General features: G+C 54.4%; 19 protein-coding genes, 1 tRNA gene and 2 pseudogenes. 9 read left to right on the top strand and 13 right to left on the bottom strand.

Features of this window, described 5'->3' with window-relative positions:
• Nucleotides 1-111 precede the first annotated feature (111 nt).
• Nucleotides 112-978, bottom strand: a pseudogene (locus tag N8E88_RS09790) (DUF1254 domain-containing protein); the annotation flags it as partial.
• Between the two features lie 361 nt (nucleotides 979-1,339).
• Here N8E88_RS09790 and N8E88_RS09785 point away from each other — a divergent pair.
• Nucleotides 1,340-1,884, top strand: a pseudogene (locus N8E88_RS09785) (transporter); the annotation flags it as partial.
• Between the two features lie 163 nt (nucleotides 1,885-2,047).
• On the opposite strand, the gene N8E88_RS09780 reads toward N8E88_RS09785, so the two are convergent.
• The 4 genes from N8E88_RS09780 to N8E88_RS09765 form a co-directional block, all read right to left on the bottom strand.
• The gene (locus tag N8E88_RS09780; RefSeq protein WP_262292344.1) at nucleotides 2,048-2,722 is read right to left on the bottom strand and encodes an SOS response-associated peptidase; all 675 of its coding nucleotides are present in this window, start codon (nucleotides 2,720-2,722) and stop codon (nucleotides 2,048-2,050) included.
• Nucleotides 2,723-2,731: 9 nt separating this feature from the next.
• Nucleotides 2,732-3,115, bottom strand: a complete 384-nt coding sequence (locus tag N8E88_RS09775; protein ID WP_262292343.1) for a hypothetical protein — start codon at nucleotides 3,113-3,115, stop codon at nucleotides 2,732-2,734.
• A 478-nt stretch (nucleotides 3,116-3,593) separates the two neighbouring features.
• Nucleotides 3,594-4,196: a general stress protein gene (locus tag N8E88_RS09770; protein WP_262292342.1), complete on the bottom strand. Its 603-nt coding sequence runs from the start codon at nucleotides 4,194-4,196 to the stop codon at nucleotides 3,594-3,596.
• Between the two features lie 29 nt (nucleotides 4,197-4,225).
• Nucleotides 4,226-4,546 (bottom strand): PepSY domain-containing protein, encoded by a 321-nt coding sequence (locus N8E88_RS09765; protein WP_262292341.1) that lies wholly within the window; start codon nucleotides 4,544-4,546, stop codon nucleotides 4,226-4,228.
• A 303-nt stretch (nucleotides 4,547-4,849) separates the two neighbouring features.
• On the opposite strand from N8E88_RS09765, the gene N8E88_RS09760 reads away from it, so the two are divergent.
• The 4 genes from N8E88_RS09760 to N8E88_RS09745 all read left to right on the top strand — a co-directional run bounded on the left by N8E88_RS09760 (nucleotide 4,850) and on the right by N8E88_RS09745 (nucleotide 6,377).
• A complete protein-coding gene (locus N8E88_RS09760; protein WP_262292340.1) occupies nucleotides 4,850-5,320 on the top strand; it encodes a YciE/YciF ferroxidase family protein in 471 nt (156 codons plus the stop codon).
• Between the two features lie 278 nt (nucleotides 5,321-5,598).
• A complete protein-coding gene (locus N8E88_RS09755) occupies nucleotides 5,599-5,934 on the top strand; it encodes a hypothetical protein (RefSeq protein ID WP_262292339.1) in 336 nt (111 codons plus the stop codon).
• Between the two features lie 7 nt (nucleotides 5,935-5,941).
• Nucleotides 5,942-6,018: transfer RNA gene (locus tag N8E88_RS09750), tRNA-Met, on the top strand.
• Nucleotides 6,019-6,149: 131 nt separating this feature from the next.
• Nucleotides 6,150-6,377 (top strand): hypothetical protein, encoded by a 228-nt coding sequence (locus tag N8E88_RS09745; protein ID WP_262292338.1) that lies wholly within the window; start codon nucleotides 6,150-6,152, stop codon nucleotides 6,375-6,377.
• 127 nt (nucleotides 6,378-6,504) lie between these two features.
• Here the strand turns inward: N8E88_RS09745 and N8E88_RS09740 are convergent, their stop codons facing one another.
• From N8E88_RS09740 to N8E88_RS09725, 4 genes are all read right to left on the bottom strand, one after another.
• The gene (locus tag N8E88_RS09740) at nucleotides 6,505-6,723 is read right to left on the bottom strand and encodes a DUF982 domain-containing protein (RefSeq protein ID WP_262292337.1); all 219 of its coding nucleotides are present in this window, start codon (nucleotides 6,721-6,723) and stop codon (nucleotides 6,505-6,507) included.
• 57 nt (nucleotides 6,724-6,780) lie between these two features.
• Nucleotides 6,781-7,104 (bottom strand): hypothetical protein, encoded by a 324-nt coding sequence (locus tag N8E88_RS09735; protein WP_262292336.1) that lies wholly within the window; start codon nucleotides 7,102-7,104, stop codon nucleotides 6,781-6,783.
• Between the two features lie 317 nt (nucleotides 7,105-7,421).
• Nucleotides 7,422-8,036 carry a PRC-barrel domain-containing protein gene (locus tag N8E88_RS09730; protein ID WP_262292335.1) on the bottom strand — a complete coding sequence of 205 codons (615 nt, stop codon included), beginning with the start codon at nucleotides 8,034-8,036 and terminating at the stop codon, nucleotides 7,422-7,424.
• Between the two features lie 320 nt (nucleotides 8,037-8,356).
• Nucleotides 8,357-8,503 carry a hypothetical protein gene (locus N8E88_RS09725; RefSeq protein WP_262292334.1) on the bottom strand — a complete coding sequence of 49 codons (147 nt, stop codon included), beginning with the start codon at nucleotides 8,501-8,503 and terminating at the stop codon, nucleotides 8,357-8,359.
• Here N8E88_RS09725 and N8E88_RS09720 point away from each other — a divergent pair.
• From N8E88_RS09720 to N8E88_RS09710, 3 genes are all read left to right on the top strand, one after another.
• Nucleotides 8,502-8,744 (top strand): hypothetical protein, encoded by a 243-nt coding sequence (locus N8E88_RS09720; protein WP_262292333.1) that lies wholly within the window; start codon nucleotides 8,502-8,504, stop codon nucleotides 8,742-8,744. The two genes, N8E88_RS09725 and N8E88_RS09720, sit on opposite strands and share 2 nt — an antisense overlap.
• A 692-nt stretch (nucleotides 8,745-9,436) precedes the next feature.
• On the top strand, nucleotides 9,437-10,012 hold the full coding sequence (locus N8E88_RS09715) for a hypothetical protein (protein ID WP_262292332.1): 576 nt from the start codon (nucleotides 9,437-9,439) through the stop codon (nucleotides 10,010-10,012).
• A 53-nt stretch (nucleotides 10,013-10,065) separates the two neighbouring features.
• Nucleotides 10,066-10,314: a hypothetical protein gene (locus tag N8E88_RS09710; protein WP_262292331.1), complete on the top strand. Its 249-nt coding sequence runs from the start codon at nucleotides 10,066-10,068 to the stop codon at nucleotides 10,312-10,314.
• An 864-nt stretch (nucleotides 10,315-11,178) separates the two neighbouring features.
• Here the strand turns inward: N8E88_RS09710 and N8E88_RS09705 are convergent.
• Entirely contained in the window at nucleotides 11,179-11,463 is a 285-nt protein-coding gene (locus N8E88_RS09705) for an EsV-1-7 cysteine-rich motif-containing protein (RefSeq protein ID WP_262292330.1), read from the bottom strand.
• Nucleotides 11,464-12,221: 758 nt separating this feature from the next.
• Between N8E88_RS09705 and N8E88_RS09700 the strand changes: the two genes are divergently transcribed.
• Nucleotides 12,222-12,449, top strand: a complete 228-nt coding sequence (locus N8E88_RS09700) for a hypothetical protein (protein ID WP_262292329.1) — start codon at nucleotides 12,222-12,224, stop codon at nucleotides 12,447-12,449.
• 198 nt (nucleotides 12,450-12,647) lie between these two features.
• Here N8E88_RS09700 and N8E88_RS09695 read toward each other — a convergent pair whose 3' ends face one another.
• From N8E88_RS09695 to N8E88_RS09685, 3 genes are all read right to left on the bottom strand, one after another.
• Nucleotides 12,648-13,010: a hypothetical protein gene (locus N8E88_RS09695; protein WP_262292328.1), complete on the bottom strand. Its 363-nt coding sequence runs from the start codon at nucleotides 13,008-13,010 to the stop codon at nucleotides 12,648-12,650.
• A 26-nt stretch (nucleotides 13,011-13,036) separates the two neighbouring features.
• Nucleotides 13,037-13,225: a hypothetical protein gene (locus N8E88_RS09690; protein ID WP_262292327.1), complete on the bottom strand. Its 189-nt coding sequence runs from the start codon at nucleotides 13,223-13,225 to the stop codon at nucleotides 13,037-13,039.
• A gap of 156 nt (nucleotides 13,226-13,381) precedes the next feature.
• Nucleotides 13,382-14,611 (bottom strand): HlyD family secretion protein, encoded by a 1,230-nt coding sequence (locus N8E88_RS09685; protein ID WP_262292326.1) that lies wholly within the window; start codon nucleotides 14,609-14,611, stop codon nucleotides 13,382-13,384.
• Nucleotides 14,612-14,614 lie beyond the last annotated feature (3 nt).

Below are 14,614 nucleotides of genomic sequence, written 5' to 3'. Positions count from 1 at the left end.
CGCTTGTGGTGGGACTGCAAATTCTTACCTTTGCTGGATCGACTTGCCCGCGCTGAGTCCCGCGCTGACTTTCGAAAGGACAGCGAACCGGGGCACCTCTTTGATGGCTCGTCAGCTAACCTTCTTCACGGGCGGCAGAACCCACGAACCGTCAAGTAGCGATGGGTTGCCCTCCTTTGGCCAATACAGCCGCATCATCAGGACAAATTTGCCTTTCGGTGCGGGTAGCCAGTTGGCTTCCTTGTCCGCCCCAGGACTGGCATTTTGAATGAACAGATCAGTGGACCCATCCGCATTCATTTTTAGATCCTGGCGGGCACTGATCGAGTAGCGATTGATCGGGTTTTCGACGAAAAAGTAATTCTCGTCATACATGGTCAACGACCAGAAGCCGCTGACCGGAGGCATGGCCCCTTTTTTGAACGTCAATACGTAGTTCTCTGAACCCTGATAGGCTCGTTTGATCAATCCGCCATCGTATTTTGCCGACAAGGGATAAACAGCATCCTGTGGCCGGTTGGCCCCGAGGCCAATTGCGGTGATGAGTGCGCGTTGAATGTAGTTGATGCCATAGATGCCGGTCTTGGTGGTAAAGCCCCAGCCATTGATGTCTTTCACGTCGCCATCGCTGAACTTGTAGTGCAGCATGATGCGATCAAATCCGACCGGCGGAACCCGCTTCACCAACGCCGGATCGAACTTGCTCTTGTCGAAATCCTTGCCCGGCACGATCCCGATACGACCCAACTTCTCGACCATCAGTTCGTCGGCCTCGCTCGGCGGATTGGTTTTGAGCAATTCGGCGAGCAGCGTGAAATATTCAACCGCATCCATACGGTTGACCTGATCGCGCACCGCTGTCTTGGTATCGATGGCGGGATCGACCTTGCCCTTCGGAGGTGTCCATTCCTTGCCGTAAGCGCTGAGCGGAACGAGCTTGACCTCATCCTGCAAGGGAGAACCGCAATGCTGTCGCCCTCGCATCAGTCGTCAGCATCGCCCTTGTGTGTGCTGCAATACCATTCCACACCATCGCGCTTGTTAAAGACGAACGATCCCCACGACTTGCATCCGGGGTGCATACAGTGATGCCTGAGCCTAAGGATCGATTCTAGTTCGGCGATCCGATGCCTAATAGCACTGACGACCTCTTGATTGCCAATCGCTCTTGCGGCGAAAACCTCACTACTTTCGATCACGGCAAGGTCATCCCGCAAGTTCGACAACGCTACCCGAAGTTCCCTCTTGGCTGGCTTGCCTCTCCACATCTCTTCACTCATTTGTCTCAGAAGACAGTTCAACGCATTCTGGGCGAACCGGTTCCCCGGATTTGGGCCACCCAGATGATGGCAGCAAATACACCATCAACGTTCAACCCGTCATCCGTTCACCCTGAACGAGGACTGGAATGTCAGCTCTCGCACTATTTTGCCGATCGTCTGGCAGAACGACATTGCCGGGCCATCCGGAGATCAGTTCGGTCTGGGGTGATACGACGCAAAGCTTGTTCTTCTCGCCAAAGAAACCGACCGCTTCAGGCATTATCTGGGGCGTGGGGCCCGTCTTCCTTCTGCCGACCGCAACGGACGACTGCTTGGCGGCGAGAAGTGGGGCGCGGGACCCACGGCCGTTTTCCTCAGGCAATCCGGGCCCTGGACCTATGGTGCATTGACCAACCACATCTGGTCGTTCGCGGGTGATGATGATCGTCAGGACGTGAACTCGACGTTCCTGCAACCTTTCATTTCCTACACGACACCGAAAGCGTGGACCTTCGCGCTGAACACGGAGAGTACCTACAATTGGGAGACGGAAGACTGGTCCGTTCCCATCAACTTCACGGTCTCAAAGCTGGTGAAGGTCAACAAGCAGCCAATTCAGTTGGAGGGGCCGTCGCCGCCGGAGCCGCCATGGCATATCCCTATTATCAGCGGCCAGCCTGCGGCCCTTATCCGTATTCGCCCTGCTACTAATCACGGCCAGATCGCGTAGTGACGGACGGTGGTTGGTCGCTTATCCGTCATTGCGGTATCGCTCAATCCTCCGACTAGAGCAGTAGCGGCTGTTCTTCCTCTGCCTCAGGTTGTGGCAGAACAATCAGTTCATTGTCGGGCAGGGGTCTTTGCAACTGCAGTGCTTCTTCGGCCGGCGCATTCATCCAGACGTCTATTTCCTCGGATGTACGCAAAATGACCGGCATTGCCTGTTCATGGATCGGTTTGACCACGGCATTCGGGGAGGTCGTCAGAAACGCGAAGATGTCGGCTTGAACGGGCCCTTCCTTCTTTTTCCGCACGCTGTACCAGCTCGTCCAGATGCCAGCGAACCAGAACAGCGGTTTGTCCTCGTTGAGGGCAAACCAGTACAGTGGCTTCTTCTTCGTCACCAGATCCGGAACCTTGCCGTATTCGGAGAAGCTTGTCGCAGGAACAACGCAACGGTTTGCCGGGCCAAGCCAGGCTTGCCAGTGTGGTGATTTGACGTTGCGGATATTGGTTACACCGTAATCGACTTCGCCTTTCAGAAACTGCGGCGGCGTCGGCATGCCCCAGCGGGCAATTGCCAACTCGCGGTCGCCATTGGCGTCCTTGCGGCCTATCGGTGCCGGATAGTCGGGAAAGACATCCATCTGCGGTGTCAGCCGGTTGGTCAGGTCATTGATCGGCAAGAAGAGTTGCCGCATCGCTTCATGGGTTGTTGTTGCATTGTACAAATTGCACATGGCTCTTCTTCACAATTTTGGAAGTTCTGCAGGGCTCAGAAATAGGTTTCCGACACGAACTACGATCCACCAGAAGACGAATGCTGCCAATGCTGCCAATGCTCCCGTTGCTGCCATGGCCGGGGCAAAAAATATCCACCACCACATAATTAACGTCCCCCACTGATTCACCTGCAAAAGCATGGCGGCGGCGCCCGCGACGCCTACCAAGCCACCTACGACGATAAATGGGGTAGGCGTTTGCTTCTTTCGCTTGAAACAGATTGCTGTGACAAACAACGCCGGCAACAACGAGAATGCAATGATAAATTGCACCCATATAATCCAGAGGACCAGGGTAGCCAGAGGGTCGTCCACGAATTGGCGGTAATTGTATTCGAGGACATGGGCCATAAACCCGTGCTCGCGATCATGGAGGCAATCAGCAAACCAACGAGAAAAAAGACTACCCGTCCGAGAAAGACTACGAACACATTGGGGGAGGTCCCGTCGCTCATCGCTCGCGTGCGGACAAAAAGCAAGAGAGCCACTAGTGTTATGGGAAAGCGTGTTTAAAATTCAGTATATACGCGAAATAGTGATTGCAGCTGACTGGCGGACCGAGGGACAGGGAATACTCGACGGGCGCATGGGAAGAGCTTCACGGCTTCCCGCCATGAAAGCTATTCACAAAATTCAGTTTCGAATGGCGCAGTTCGGTAGCGCGCTTGGCTCATGCCGTCGGTTCCCAATCCGGCTTCTCCAACCAAATCACGATGGCAGCGTTACAGCATGCGCCGGACCCGTCCTAACCAATTCCGCAGACGGGTTGAAACCTAAGATCTGGCCTACGCCGCCGACTTCAGCTGCGTAGGCCTCTATTAGATTTCGCTTAAAGCGGGCGATACATTTTGGCGCGATCACGTTCACGCACTATTTCTTCGTAGGTAAGATCAGGATTGTCCGCATCGAAGCGTTCCCAACCTTCCTCTCGATACATTGCTCGGCGCGAATCGATGTCAACCGGGCGGTTTTGGTCTAGGATAGAGCGGGCGAGGTCGGCCTGGTCATCGTCTACTCGCGCCGAAACCAGTGTACTGCCCCGGCGAACACCTTCTGCATAGACATGGGCTTCATCTTCGTCCACTCCGGCACTCGTCAGCGAGCCGATAAGCCCGCCAGCAGCCCCGCCTGCCACTGCACCTGCCGCAGCACCGGCCGCCGTCGCCGCGAGCCAACCTGCGGCAACAACCGGGCCTATACCAGGGATCGCCAGCATGCCGAGGCCAGCTAAGAGACCGCCTGTTCCACCGACAACAGCGCCGATGCCAGCGCCCGCGGCCGCTCCTTCACCGGCATTACTCTCGGTCTCGACACCGTCGTGGTCTCGGCCAACGATACTGATATCCGATGAGGACACGCCGGCATCCTCCAGAGCGGTTACCGCTGCGCGTGCATCGGAATAGTCGTCGTAAAGTCCTGTAATCGTTTGCATAGTCAAACCTCCAATCTAATTTATTGTTCTTATTTAGCGGCTTCCGTGATGTTTCCCTGATAGTCCAACTTTACCTCAAACGACTTCCCGGACTTCATCGCTGTGCCGGTCCAGATGCCGTCTTCACCCTTTGTCAGAGCTGTTACGTCGGTATAGCCCTTAGCCTCTATCCGTTCCTTGGCCTGGCCCTCGGTAAAGCTATTGGCGCCTGCTACAGGAGCGGTAGGATTTTGGGTGTCAGGCGTGGCAACCGCTGGGGTTTGGGGATCGGTGGACGGCTTTGCCGCTTCTTGAGCGTTTGCCGCGGCGATCACGCTCAAGGCAGCAAGGGCTAATAGTAGACGTTTCATTTTTTTCTCCCAGAGCAGGATTTCTGTTGCTCAATGGAAGATCAACCCATTCGGCGGTGTGAAGGTTCCGGAGCCGAGGCAAAAGACCTGAAGATTTGGGCAAAGGGTTGTGTGCGCCGAGGTTTCCTGCCGTGTACTTTGAGATGTTGGCTAAACGATCAACTTGGCAGTTCAATGCAGAGGCTCTTTTTATCGAAGATTGCTGCCTCGTGTCTGACTGCCGCACCCCGTCTTGCATTAAATCCGGAACGATCAAATTAGCTGCGAGTTGTTGAGGTGCTGAATTGAATCCGGAGCACCAATATGAAAACACTTGCAGAGCTGTTCGAGCACACCCTCAAAGATGTTTATTACGCCGAGAATGCTATCGCAAAGGCCCTTCCAAAAGTATCCAGCGCGGTAAAAAACCCAGCGCTTAAACAGACCTTGGACGACCACCTCGCAGAAACAAAGGGCCAGATCAAAACCTTGGAAAAGGTCTTCAAGACCATTGGTGTAAAGGCGCAAGGCGAGAAATGCGATGCTGCGGACGGTCTCTTAAAAGAGACGGACGGTATTCTGGCGGAAGCCCAAGGCGTTGCCTTGGAAGCTGGGGCATTGGCCGCTTGCCAAGCGGTGGAACATTATGAAATCGCTCGTTATGGTTCTCTGCGCGAATGGGCAAAGGTTCTTGGAAATGAACAGGCTCATGTTCTGCTGAGCGAGATTCTTGATCAAGAAAAAGCAGCCAATAACAAACTTACCAACTTAGCCGTCACCTCGATCAATAAATAAAAGTCGCAAAGCAGCATTAAAAAACCCGGCAAACATGGTTTGCCGGGTTTTGCTATTACGGAAATTTTAGAATTAGTAGTCCAACGCAGGTCGCTTGGGAGGCAATTATCCTGCGCGTTTAAGCCATGTGATTTGCGTTGACGCCGGATTGAAAGAACAGACACACGCCGAGGGCATGTGAAGAGCTTCACGGCTTCCCGCCATGGAAAGCTATTCACCAAATTCTGGCGGAACTATAAGCAGTTCTACCGGTTCACCTTTCAACGAAAGGACGAACAATGGTCAATCAGCGCACACCAGATAACAACGTTAAGGAAACCGCGAGGGAAGCGAGACAGGGTCCGCTTGGTAAACCCGTTCTTTGGGTTCTAATTGGTGGTTTGCTGCTTGCACTCTTAGCCTGGGGTGGCGCCGAAATGTTTGGCGAAATCACTGACGATAAAGCTACCCAAGGTCAGAATGCCCCTATGACTGGTCAGAACAAACCTTCCGATCAGGCAACGCCGCCAACAGGCGATCAGCCAACGACTAACGCACCTGCGGAAAAGCCCACGCCACAAACTGGATCAGGCGGAGATACCCAAGGCAAGCCGCAAAGTATTGCGCCCCAATAGGAATTTTTGCGGAGTGGAGAAGTGGTCATCTCGTCGGGCTCATAACTCGAAGATCGTCGGTTCGAATCCGACCTGCCGCAACCAAAACTGTCTTACTGGACAAAACCCTGTTCGGCCATACAACCCTTAAAAGTACCCTCTGATGCGAGTGACTCCCGCAATAGTCATTAATCGGGGTCAACAGGCCATACGCTCCAAATTCGCCGACGCTTTCGATGCGATCGTCGCAAGGGGCAACCGCTGCCGCCCAGGCTATCGGAATCACCCGGGCGGAACCAATCCGCCCCATGCTGCCGCCCGAATGTCGAGAGCATATGGGTCGCGTCATCCCCAAGCTTGGCGAGAAAGCTCGCTGGACACAGAAACGTTGGGAATACAGCGCCGATCAAGTCGATGCGAAGATCGATCGCTGCGCGCAGTTTCATGACGATCAAGCATCGTAAGCGCAGGATACCGCGTGTGGTGGGACTGCACATTTTTACCTTTTCTGGATCGCCTTGCCGCAATTGAGAACCGACCTCAAGCCCGGCGTCGGGGATTCCGGAAGGGCTTTCCCACTGGCGGGCCGCGTTAATTGCCAGCTTCCTTTGCCGCCTGGATAAATGCAAAGCGCGCCGATCCTGGGGAGAGGTTCCCTTCCAAACAGGCTAGCAGAGCGTGTTTCGCAGCGGTCAGTATTTCGCTTTGCTCAATCGGCCAATCTGCTGCCTGAAGTGCCGAATTAACCACGCGCATCCGGCCAGGATGGCTTGTCATGATGCGAACTTCTTTGAAGTACCGTTCTTCCATCGCGGGCTAACAACTCCCCTTCGACTCAGTTCCGCACGGCTGGATAATCAAATTTCATTATCCACCATTGTCAGGAGGAACCACTATCGGCGCCAACCCCTGCAAAGCACGCAGTTTGTTTGCGGTTGAAATTGAAAGTTTCGTCCACGTATCGGCAATGTCTGCTGCGGCTTCGAAAAGATCGTCATCAACATCGTCATCATGGTCCATTTCTTCCATGATCCGGTCAAACGTGGATGCTCCCTGTTCAACAACCAGAAGGAGCCTGGAAACCTGGACATCACTCAGCTGCGGAAGCTCAAGCGTGAGTGTCACATCTTCAGCTATGCGCGTGACGAATTCAGCTTGTTCTTGCAGCGTTGATATCCAGTCGATGGCCATGTTAGTCTGCTTGATCTTGGGGAAGGCCGATCGCAAAGAAACCGTTGACCACAGTTGGGAAGCCCGTGAAAAGGTCATAGACGGCCCACTTTCCATTGGCTTGCTGCCTCGGCTCGTATTTTCGCTCTGCCATTCCGAGGGAACGAATAAAATGTTTGCTTGTTCCTCGTTTCAGTCGTCAGAGTCAGGATCGTGCGCGGTGAGCTTTGCGTAAAGCCCTGAAGTAAGCTTCGCGCCCGTATTGACTAAGCCTGCTGAGATGGCCTCCTCGCGGGCTCATCATTGCCACGATGAGCCCGCCTCGTTGTTATGGCTTTTTAGTTCGCCGGAGCCGGCGTTGCTGGCGCCATTTTATTGTCTTGAACTGCCGGAGCTGGGTCGGCGGGCGCTGCATCAGTCTTTGCTTCGTTCGCCTTGTTTGGATCAGCCACTCCCTCCGTAAACTTTGCCGATGTCTCGAAAGCCGGAGCGCTCTGCAAGTTTTCCTTGGTCGTGTTCACCACTATCCAGTTCGACTTGTCGCCTCGAACGGAAAGTTTGAGGTGGCTTGCCGGGATGGCCACGTCTTTTTGGCCAACCCCCAGGAAGCCACCGACACCGATAACCGCTGCATGTACGGTTCCGTCCGGCGTGAGGATAAGATCGTTAAGCTCACCAATAGACTGCGCATCATCGCCATCGCCATTGTAAACAGCTTTGCCGATGAATTCAGAGGCGAGCACCTGACCCTCCGAAACACTGCTGATGGGCTGAATTTCGGTCGAAGCCTGAGTGCCGGAAGGGGCTTTGAATAGCTCCTTTGTAACTGCAGGTTCTGCACCAGCCGGTGCTGCGTTATCGGCGGGTGCAGCAGGCGTGGTTGCTGTCTGTGCCCATGCACCGCCTGATACCCAGGCCACGCAAGCGGTAGTAATCAAGAATGTCGTACGCATTTTAGATCCTCCTTTGAAGCGCCCTGTGCGCGCTCCATTGGAGAATTAACAAGCAGTGTGGCTGTGTTGTTCCGCCGCAACTCAACCTTCGTGTAATAATTTCAGTGGCAAAAATCCAGGCGGCGCGAGCTTCGCAGGAATATCCGAACCATTGGCCCTGATCGAGGATGTGGAGTGGTTCCAATGATATTTCCTTGTGCCAGACGCTAAAGATGCCAAGAAGGTTGGTGACAATTCAAGACAAAGCTACTTCCTCTCTTATTCATAATAGCAACGGTTGTTCTTCGTCTGCCTCAGGTTGTGGCAAAACAATCAGTTCATTATCGGGCAGGGGGCCCTTGCAGCTGCAGCGCTTCCTCGGCCGGCGCATTCATCTCGCTTTCCTCGATCGGCCAATCTGTCAGGATTTGCTCTGCGACCTGTAGCGCTGATGTGACGACTCGCATCCGGCCTGGCTGGCTTGTCATGATGCGCACTTCTTTGAAGGGTTTTTCTTCCATCATCGCCGAACGGGAAGCGATCAGCCTCGGTTCCGCTATGCGTTATAGCACGGACCCCGGAAACCGCGCATCATCGCATCCGGCGCCGCAGGGCAAGGCCGAGACAGATGAGCAGGCCGTAGTGGTGATAGGGCAGGTGACACCACCCATCGCCCGGATCGTTATCGTTATCGAAATGTATCCGCATAAAATCATCCCCTTCGAATGATCTGACCGTCGTGCATCTCGAAAACGCCGTCGCCGCCGCCATGTGCGAAAAACTCCGCCTTTAGCTCTCCCCAGGTTCCTAGGAACTCACTGCACGAGCTGCAGACGATGGACGTGTTCGGCATCATCTTCTGCCTGAACGTGAAGTATATGTTTTTGCATTTGGGACACGCGAGCTTGCTGTTGAGGCTTTGTGCTAGCACGCTGCTCATGATGCCACACTTAGCGCCATGATCGCCGCGCAAGGGCCAATACCAAATGAAGGGGCGGCGGATTCTCGGCCACCGCCAATTTGTGGGTCGTGATCTGCTACGTTGCGGATCATAAACCCAACCGATCTGGAATATCGGCGTCCACCAAACAAATAAACATGCTTTGGTTCCTTCTCTGTCCGGTGAGGGACAGAAAGCCCGATCAGCTGGAAGGGTAGATCAGCTGATCGGGCTGTTGGCCCTCCTGAGGGGCATCCCGACCGGGACGAGCCGGGACATAAGGCTATCATGAGCTCCGTGACGCAAAATCGGACCAATGGCGCGATCACAATAGGCAAAAGGTCTTACAGCCGCTTTTCTTCTACGTAGATGCCAGCCTCTTTGGCCGGTTGGCTCTTGAGTGGTCTATCGAGATCGGAAAGGAGTCCGATCGTCTGCCATTTGCGGGTGGAGCGCTTGCCATCCAGCTATTGAGACAGAATTGCAGTCACCGGTAAATTATCAATTGTTATTATGGTTTCAGGCCCGGTTAGCCGCGGGCAATATCGCTCATCCGGCCGGCTTGTACTTCGATGCTTGGGAAAAATCGCGGCGGCAATCGGTGCGCAAGGAACCGCCTCGCGCGCGAGATCGTTTTCATAAGAAGAGGAATACGTACAACACGGAGGTTCAAATGCCTATCCGGCTTTTCACAATCGCAGCGGCCACGCTCTGGTTTGCTGCCCCGGCGGTCGCGGACTGCCAAGAAGAACTAAACAATCTCAGGCAACCGACTGTAGCCGCGGAGACGGGAGCAGTGACCGATAATTCTGGAATGCCCGCCACCAAGCATCAAGAGGAAGTCTTGCCAGGCAAGCAGCAGGACAGCGGGTCGACAACGGGCGCGGTGGAAGCAATTTCACCACACCAAAAACAGGTCACCGACCAACCCTCCGACAAATCGACTGACAAAATCGGTCAATTGATGGCTGATGCGCGCAAGATGGCCGACGCCGGCGATGAACAAGGTTGCATGAAAAAGGTTTCAGAGCTGAAGAACCTAATGGGCATTAAATAGCCGGAACCAAAGTTGTCGGCCCGTACAGACGTATCGTACCGCGGATGGATGTCGTGCGCCGAAGGTTCACAACGTCGAGAGGCTGGATCCGGATTTACGAATTCCTCGACGGCAACGAGACCGATGTGTCGGGTGTGAACTTCGCCACGGCGACCGACCGCACGTGGGGCGGTATCAGCGCTGGCGGCAGCTATAACTGGAATGCCGACAAATATTCGCTCTACAGCGAGGTTCCATCAACACCAGCCTGTCCAATTTCGCTGACAGCTACAGCCTCAATGGCACTGCAGAGTTCAGGGTGAAGTTCTAGGTGCACAACAGGCCGTGCCGGACAATGAGGCTTTGGCCTCATTGCGTGCTAGGTTCAGGGAACGTTTGCTCCCAAGTCTTCTACGTGCAAGAACCACCCAATCGCGACCGCGATGGCGAGCGCAACAAAAAATACTAAGCCGTAGAGACAGTAGGGCAGGTCACGCGGACCGTGTTCCCCATCGTTACCGAAATCTATTCACATAGGATTATTCCCTGCGTATGATCTGGCCGTCGCGCATTTCGAACACGCCGCTGGCTCCGCCTTGGACAAAGAAATCTGCCTCCAGTTCACCCCATGTACCCATGTGTTCTCCGCAAGAGCTACAAACGATTGGTGTCTTCGGCCCTATATCTTGCGTAAAAGTGAGGTAGATCGTTCGGCACTTTGGGCATACCAGTTTGCTATCAAGATGTTGATTAATATCGTTGGGCATGAGGGGACCTTGCCGAGCTTCGCAAAGACACAATTTTGGCAATTAGTATTTCCTGATTGGCAGCTGTGCGAGCGATGACTTCTGCATCGCGGAGGCCCTGATCGAACAGTGTCATCACTCTTCGCGCGAGACGGTCCGTATCTTCGTGGCCTCGAGCCCTGTGCAGCTTTCTGGTGGCCTTCAAAAGCGCACTCTGCATTACATTCCAGTCTTCGCTGTAATAGATAAAGTTCCCGAAATGACGGGGCATAATATCCCTCCCGCGCTTGGTTACGGCGGGAGCGCATCGCATCTCTCAAGCGCCAGCGGCCATTTATGCCTGGCGACCTTGGAATAGTCCGCCAATGGCCAGAGAGAGTCAATCATATCCCAATAATTTGAATTTCATGAATGGAGAACCGCAATGCTGTCGCCCTCGCATCAGTCGTCAGCATCGCCCTTGTGTGTGCTGCAATACCATTCCACACCATCGCGCTTGTCAAAGCCGAACGATCCCCACGACTTGCATCCGGGGTGCATACAGTGATGCCTGAGCCTAAGGATCGATTCCAGTTCGGCGATCCGATGCCTAATAGCACTGACGACCTCTTGATTGCCAATCGCTCTTGCGGCGAAAACCTCACTACTTTCGATCACGGCAAGGTCATCCCGCAAGTTCGACAACTCTACCCGCAGTTCCTTGATAGTCGCCTCGGCCCTATCCATTTTTTCTTCCCTGCTCAGATGTACTCTAACGGTTCGCAGTAGCAACTGTTCCTTAGCTGCTGCGGCGTCTTTGGCGCTTGACGGTCTGGTCCTATGTTCTCATGTTGTTCTCATGACGAGAACAATCAAAACATTAGGGCAGGCGGCTCGCCATGGCATGTTGGTGCGATCCCGCTGCCGGATCTGCAAAAAGGCTGCGAGCTTCACAGCAGACAGCCTTGCCGGGATCTTTGGCCATGGCCAAGAAATCAAAAGCCTCAAATTCAGGTGCAAGGACTGCAATAGCACCGATTGCGAAGTTCTCCCGTACGAAGACATCTTTGAACCGAAAGCGACGCCGCAACCCGTTCAAATGAATGATAGCAGCGAAAACGGCACCATCGGCGCTATGATCGACAACGGCTATACGCTTTGGGTATTTTGTCAGCGAGAGGGTGCAGCCACTCGCGGAAGATCGATCTTCAGGAGTTGGCACAGAAGCTCGGAAGCCACAGCGCCATGCATAAGGAGCTCGCGCCTAGGTTGAAGTGCTCGGCGTGCGGTTCAAAGCAGCTTGGCCTCAGCGCGACGCCGTATTGATAGCGGTGTGGAAGAACGCAGCGGGACGTGCGAAAAACCCGATGCGACTTTTGTGAGGCTGACGGCTATCGAGTGCAGCTCAGCACGTTTCTCGCATGCCCATTTCTGGCCATGGGTAAAAAACGGAGCCCTCAGCAACTTCTTCAGGTTCTGCGTGTTGAACTACAGGAGGAATTGCCATGCAAAATCCAGACACCGGTGACAAACTCAGTTCGCTACAACCGGGCGATCCTGTCAAAGTGATCCGAGGCGGTGATTCCGTCTCGGGTGATGAGGAATGGGTGCAGGCAACTGTCGTCTCGAACTCCGAAGCTGCTGTGGCCGTGAAATATTCAGATGATGGTCAAGAAGTCATACCTTGGGATTCCGGTCGCATTTGCGGACCAGAAAGCAAAAAGTCTAGATAGGCCAAAATTGGGTCAAATCGAGTCACCTAGCGCGATGGATGCATTCGGCGTGGCAGACCGCCGGAAAGGCATATGCTTGGCTTGGCCGCGACGACAATTTCCGTAGATTGGTCGAGTTCCAAATTCTGACTTTGGAAAAATAGTCTCACTGCAATGACTGCAAGGATCGGATCCCCGCAAATAAGCTTGCTGCCTCTTTCACTTGCCCGAACTTCCATCATCAGGCGGAAACTCTATCGGCGCCAATCCCTCCATTGCACGTAATTTGTTTGCTGTTGAGATTGAAAGGCTGGTCAATATATCGGCAATGTCTGCAGCGGCCTCGAAAAGGTCGTCTTCCACGTCGTCTTCATCCATTTCAGCTAGGATACGATCGAATGTGGACCCACCCTGTTCGACCACCAGGTAAAGCCTCAAGGCTTGGGCATCACTCAGATCAGGAAGCGCAAGCGTACGGGCTACATCTTCCGCAATTTGAGCGAGGAATTCCACTTGTTCCTCAAGCGTGGACATCCAGTCGACGGTCAATACATTACCCGCCCTTCGCCTTGGCGTAGGCATTTGATCCGGGCTTCCATTGTTCAGGTCTAAAGTCCGGATCCTCCGCCCTTGTCAGATGGATATTCGAGGTAGCGCGCAAAGGCCGCTTTGATCTTGTCGGCCGCTTCCTGCTTGTTATCCTCGACGCCGCTCAAATCGCCGCGTCGAAAATCGCTATGGCCGAGTTGGAATGACCATTCCCATTTGTTCTTCTCTGGTCCACCGTCGATCTTCATCACCCGGCCGATGGTCTGACCTTCCGCCTCAGCAACGAAGTCGCCGGGTTTAGAATAATATTAGGTGTGGCAGAGCGCCTTGCAAGTCATTGATATCTAGTGATCTTATTCTCTGCCACACCGATCTACTCCAGTTTGTTAGGAATCAGCGCGCTCTTAGTGTCCCCCCAACACGAGAGTCTGGACGGGCAGCATCAGCGCCTGCACTCGAAGGATCATGGCATGCACGATCGCGACCGTATCCACGACGTGCAGGAATATCCAACGTGAGGTGCTGATGTCGGGAGCTGCGAGCGCATCGTGGTTGTTGGTGTAGGCGTTTGCGATGCAGCTGCTGCCAGGCGGAATACCCGCCAGTTGCCCCGGATAAAGCGCCTCGAGGAAGACCGTGAGCGTGCCCGGCCGCGCCAACTGCTGCACATCGATCAGCTGATCCGAGGCACGGATTTGCCCCGCAGCAATGACGTCCTGGACATCGGTCACGACCATGGGAATGATCGTAAAGGGTTTCCCGATGCACGTGGCCTCGGCGATCATTCCCTTTTTCATCACCTGCGCTTCGATTTGTCCGAAACCGGCAACGAGAGCGACACGTCCAGCTTCTCGCGGGACAAGGATTCCTGCCGGGCGCAGCATTGGGTTTACAACGTCGCCGGGCCGAAGGGCGAACTGCTGAACGGTTCCGGCAACACCGGCCCGAACCAGCGTTTTATCCAGCTCGACTTGAGCCTGCTTCAGGGCTGCTTCTGCACTGGCCTTCTGCGCGGGCAGGAGCGCTGAAAGCTTTGTCTCTATGGTGCGTTTGTTGGCGATCGCCGCGTCGAGCGCTCCCTTCCGGCTGTCCACGTTGATTTGCAAGCGCTCCACCTCGCGAACCGAGACGTCCGCCCTGCGCCGCAAAAGCTCTTGCCTGGTTGCGAGTTCATCCAGGGCCTGCTGGTATGCGCCTTGTGCCTGCTGAATGAGCCCATCCGCCCCCGCCAGTTCTGTTTGTGCCACGGTGGTCTCGGCAATGGCCTCATCTATCAGGCGTTGTGCCGTCTCGTGTGCTGCCTCCTGTTCTGAACTATCGAGCCGGAACAGCGGTGCACCCGCTTCGACCTTTGCATTGACCCCAACGAACACTTCGGCCACCCGGCCGGAGGTTTCTGGGAGAATGGTGACTGTACGGAATACCGCCGTGACGTTCTTCGTCGAAGGATGGTAGTAGAAAATCAGTGTGATCAGAGCGACTGTCAGCAATAGACACGCGGTGATGCCCCATCGCAGTTCATACCACATCGTGTAAAGAGTGATTTCACGCCCTATGCGCTTACCTTGGACATAGCGGCGATAGAGATAATCCGGAAATATGGTGACCATTGAACAGAGAAGTAATTCAAGCATCGC

Source organism: Phyllobacterium zundukense, from assembly GCF_025452195.1.
GTDB lineage: Bacteria > Pseudomonadota > Alphaproteobacteria > Rhizobiales > Rhizobiaceae > Phyllobacterium > Phyllobacterium zundukense_A.
Note: the sequence above shows the minus strand (reverse complement) of the source record. Positions and strands in the feature narration are given on the sequence as shown.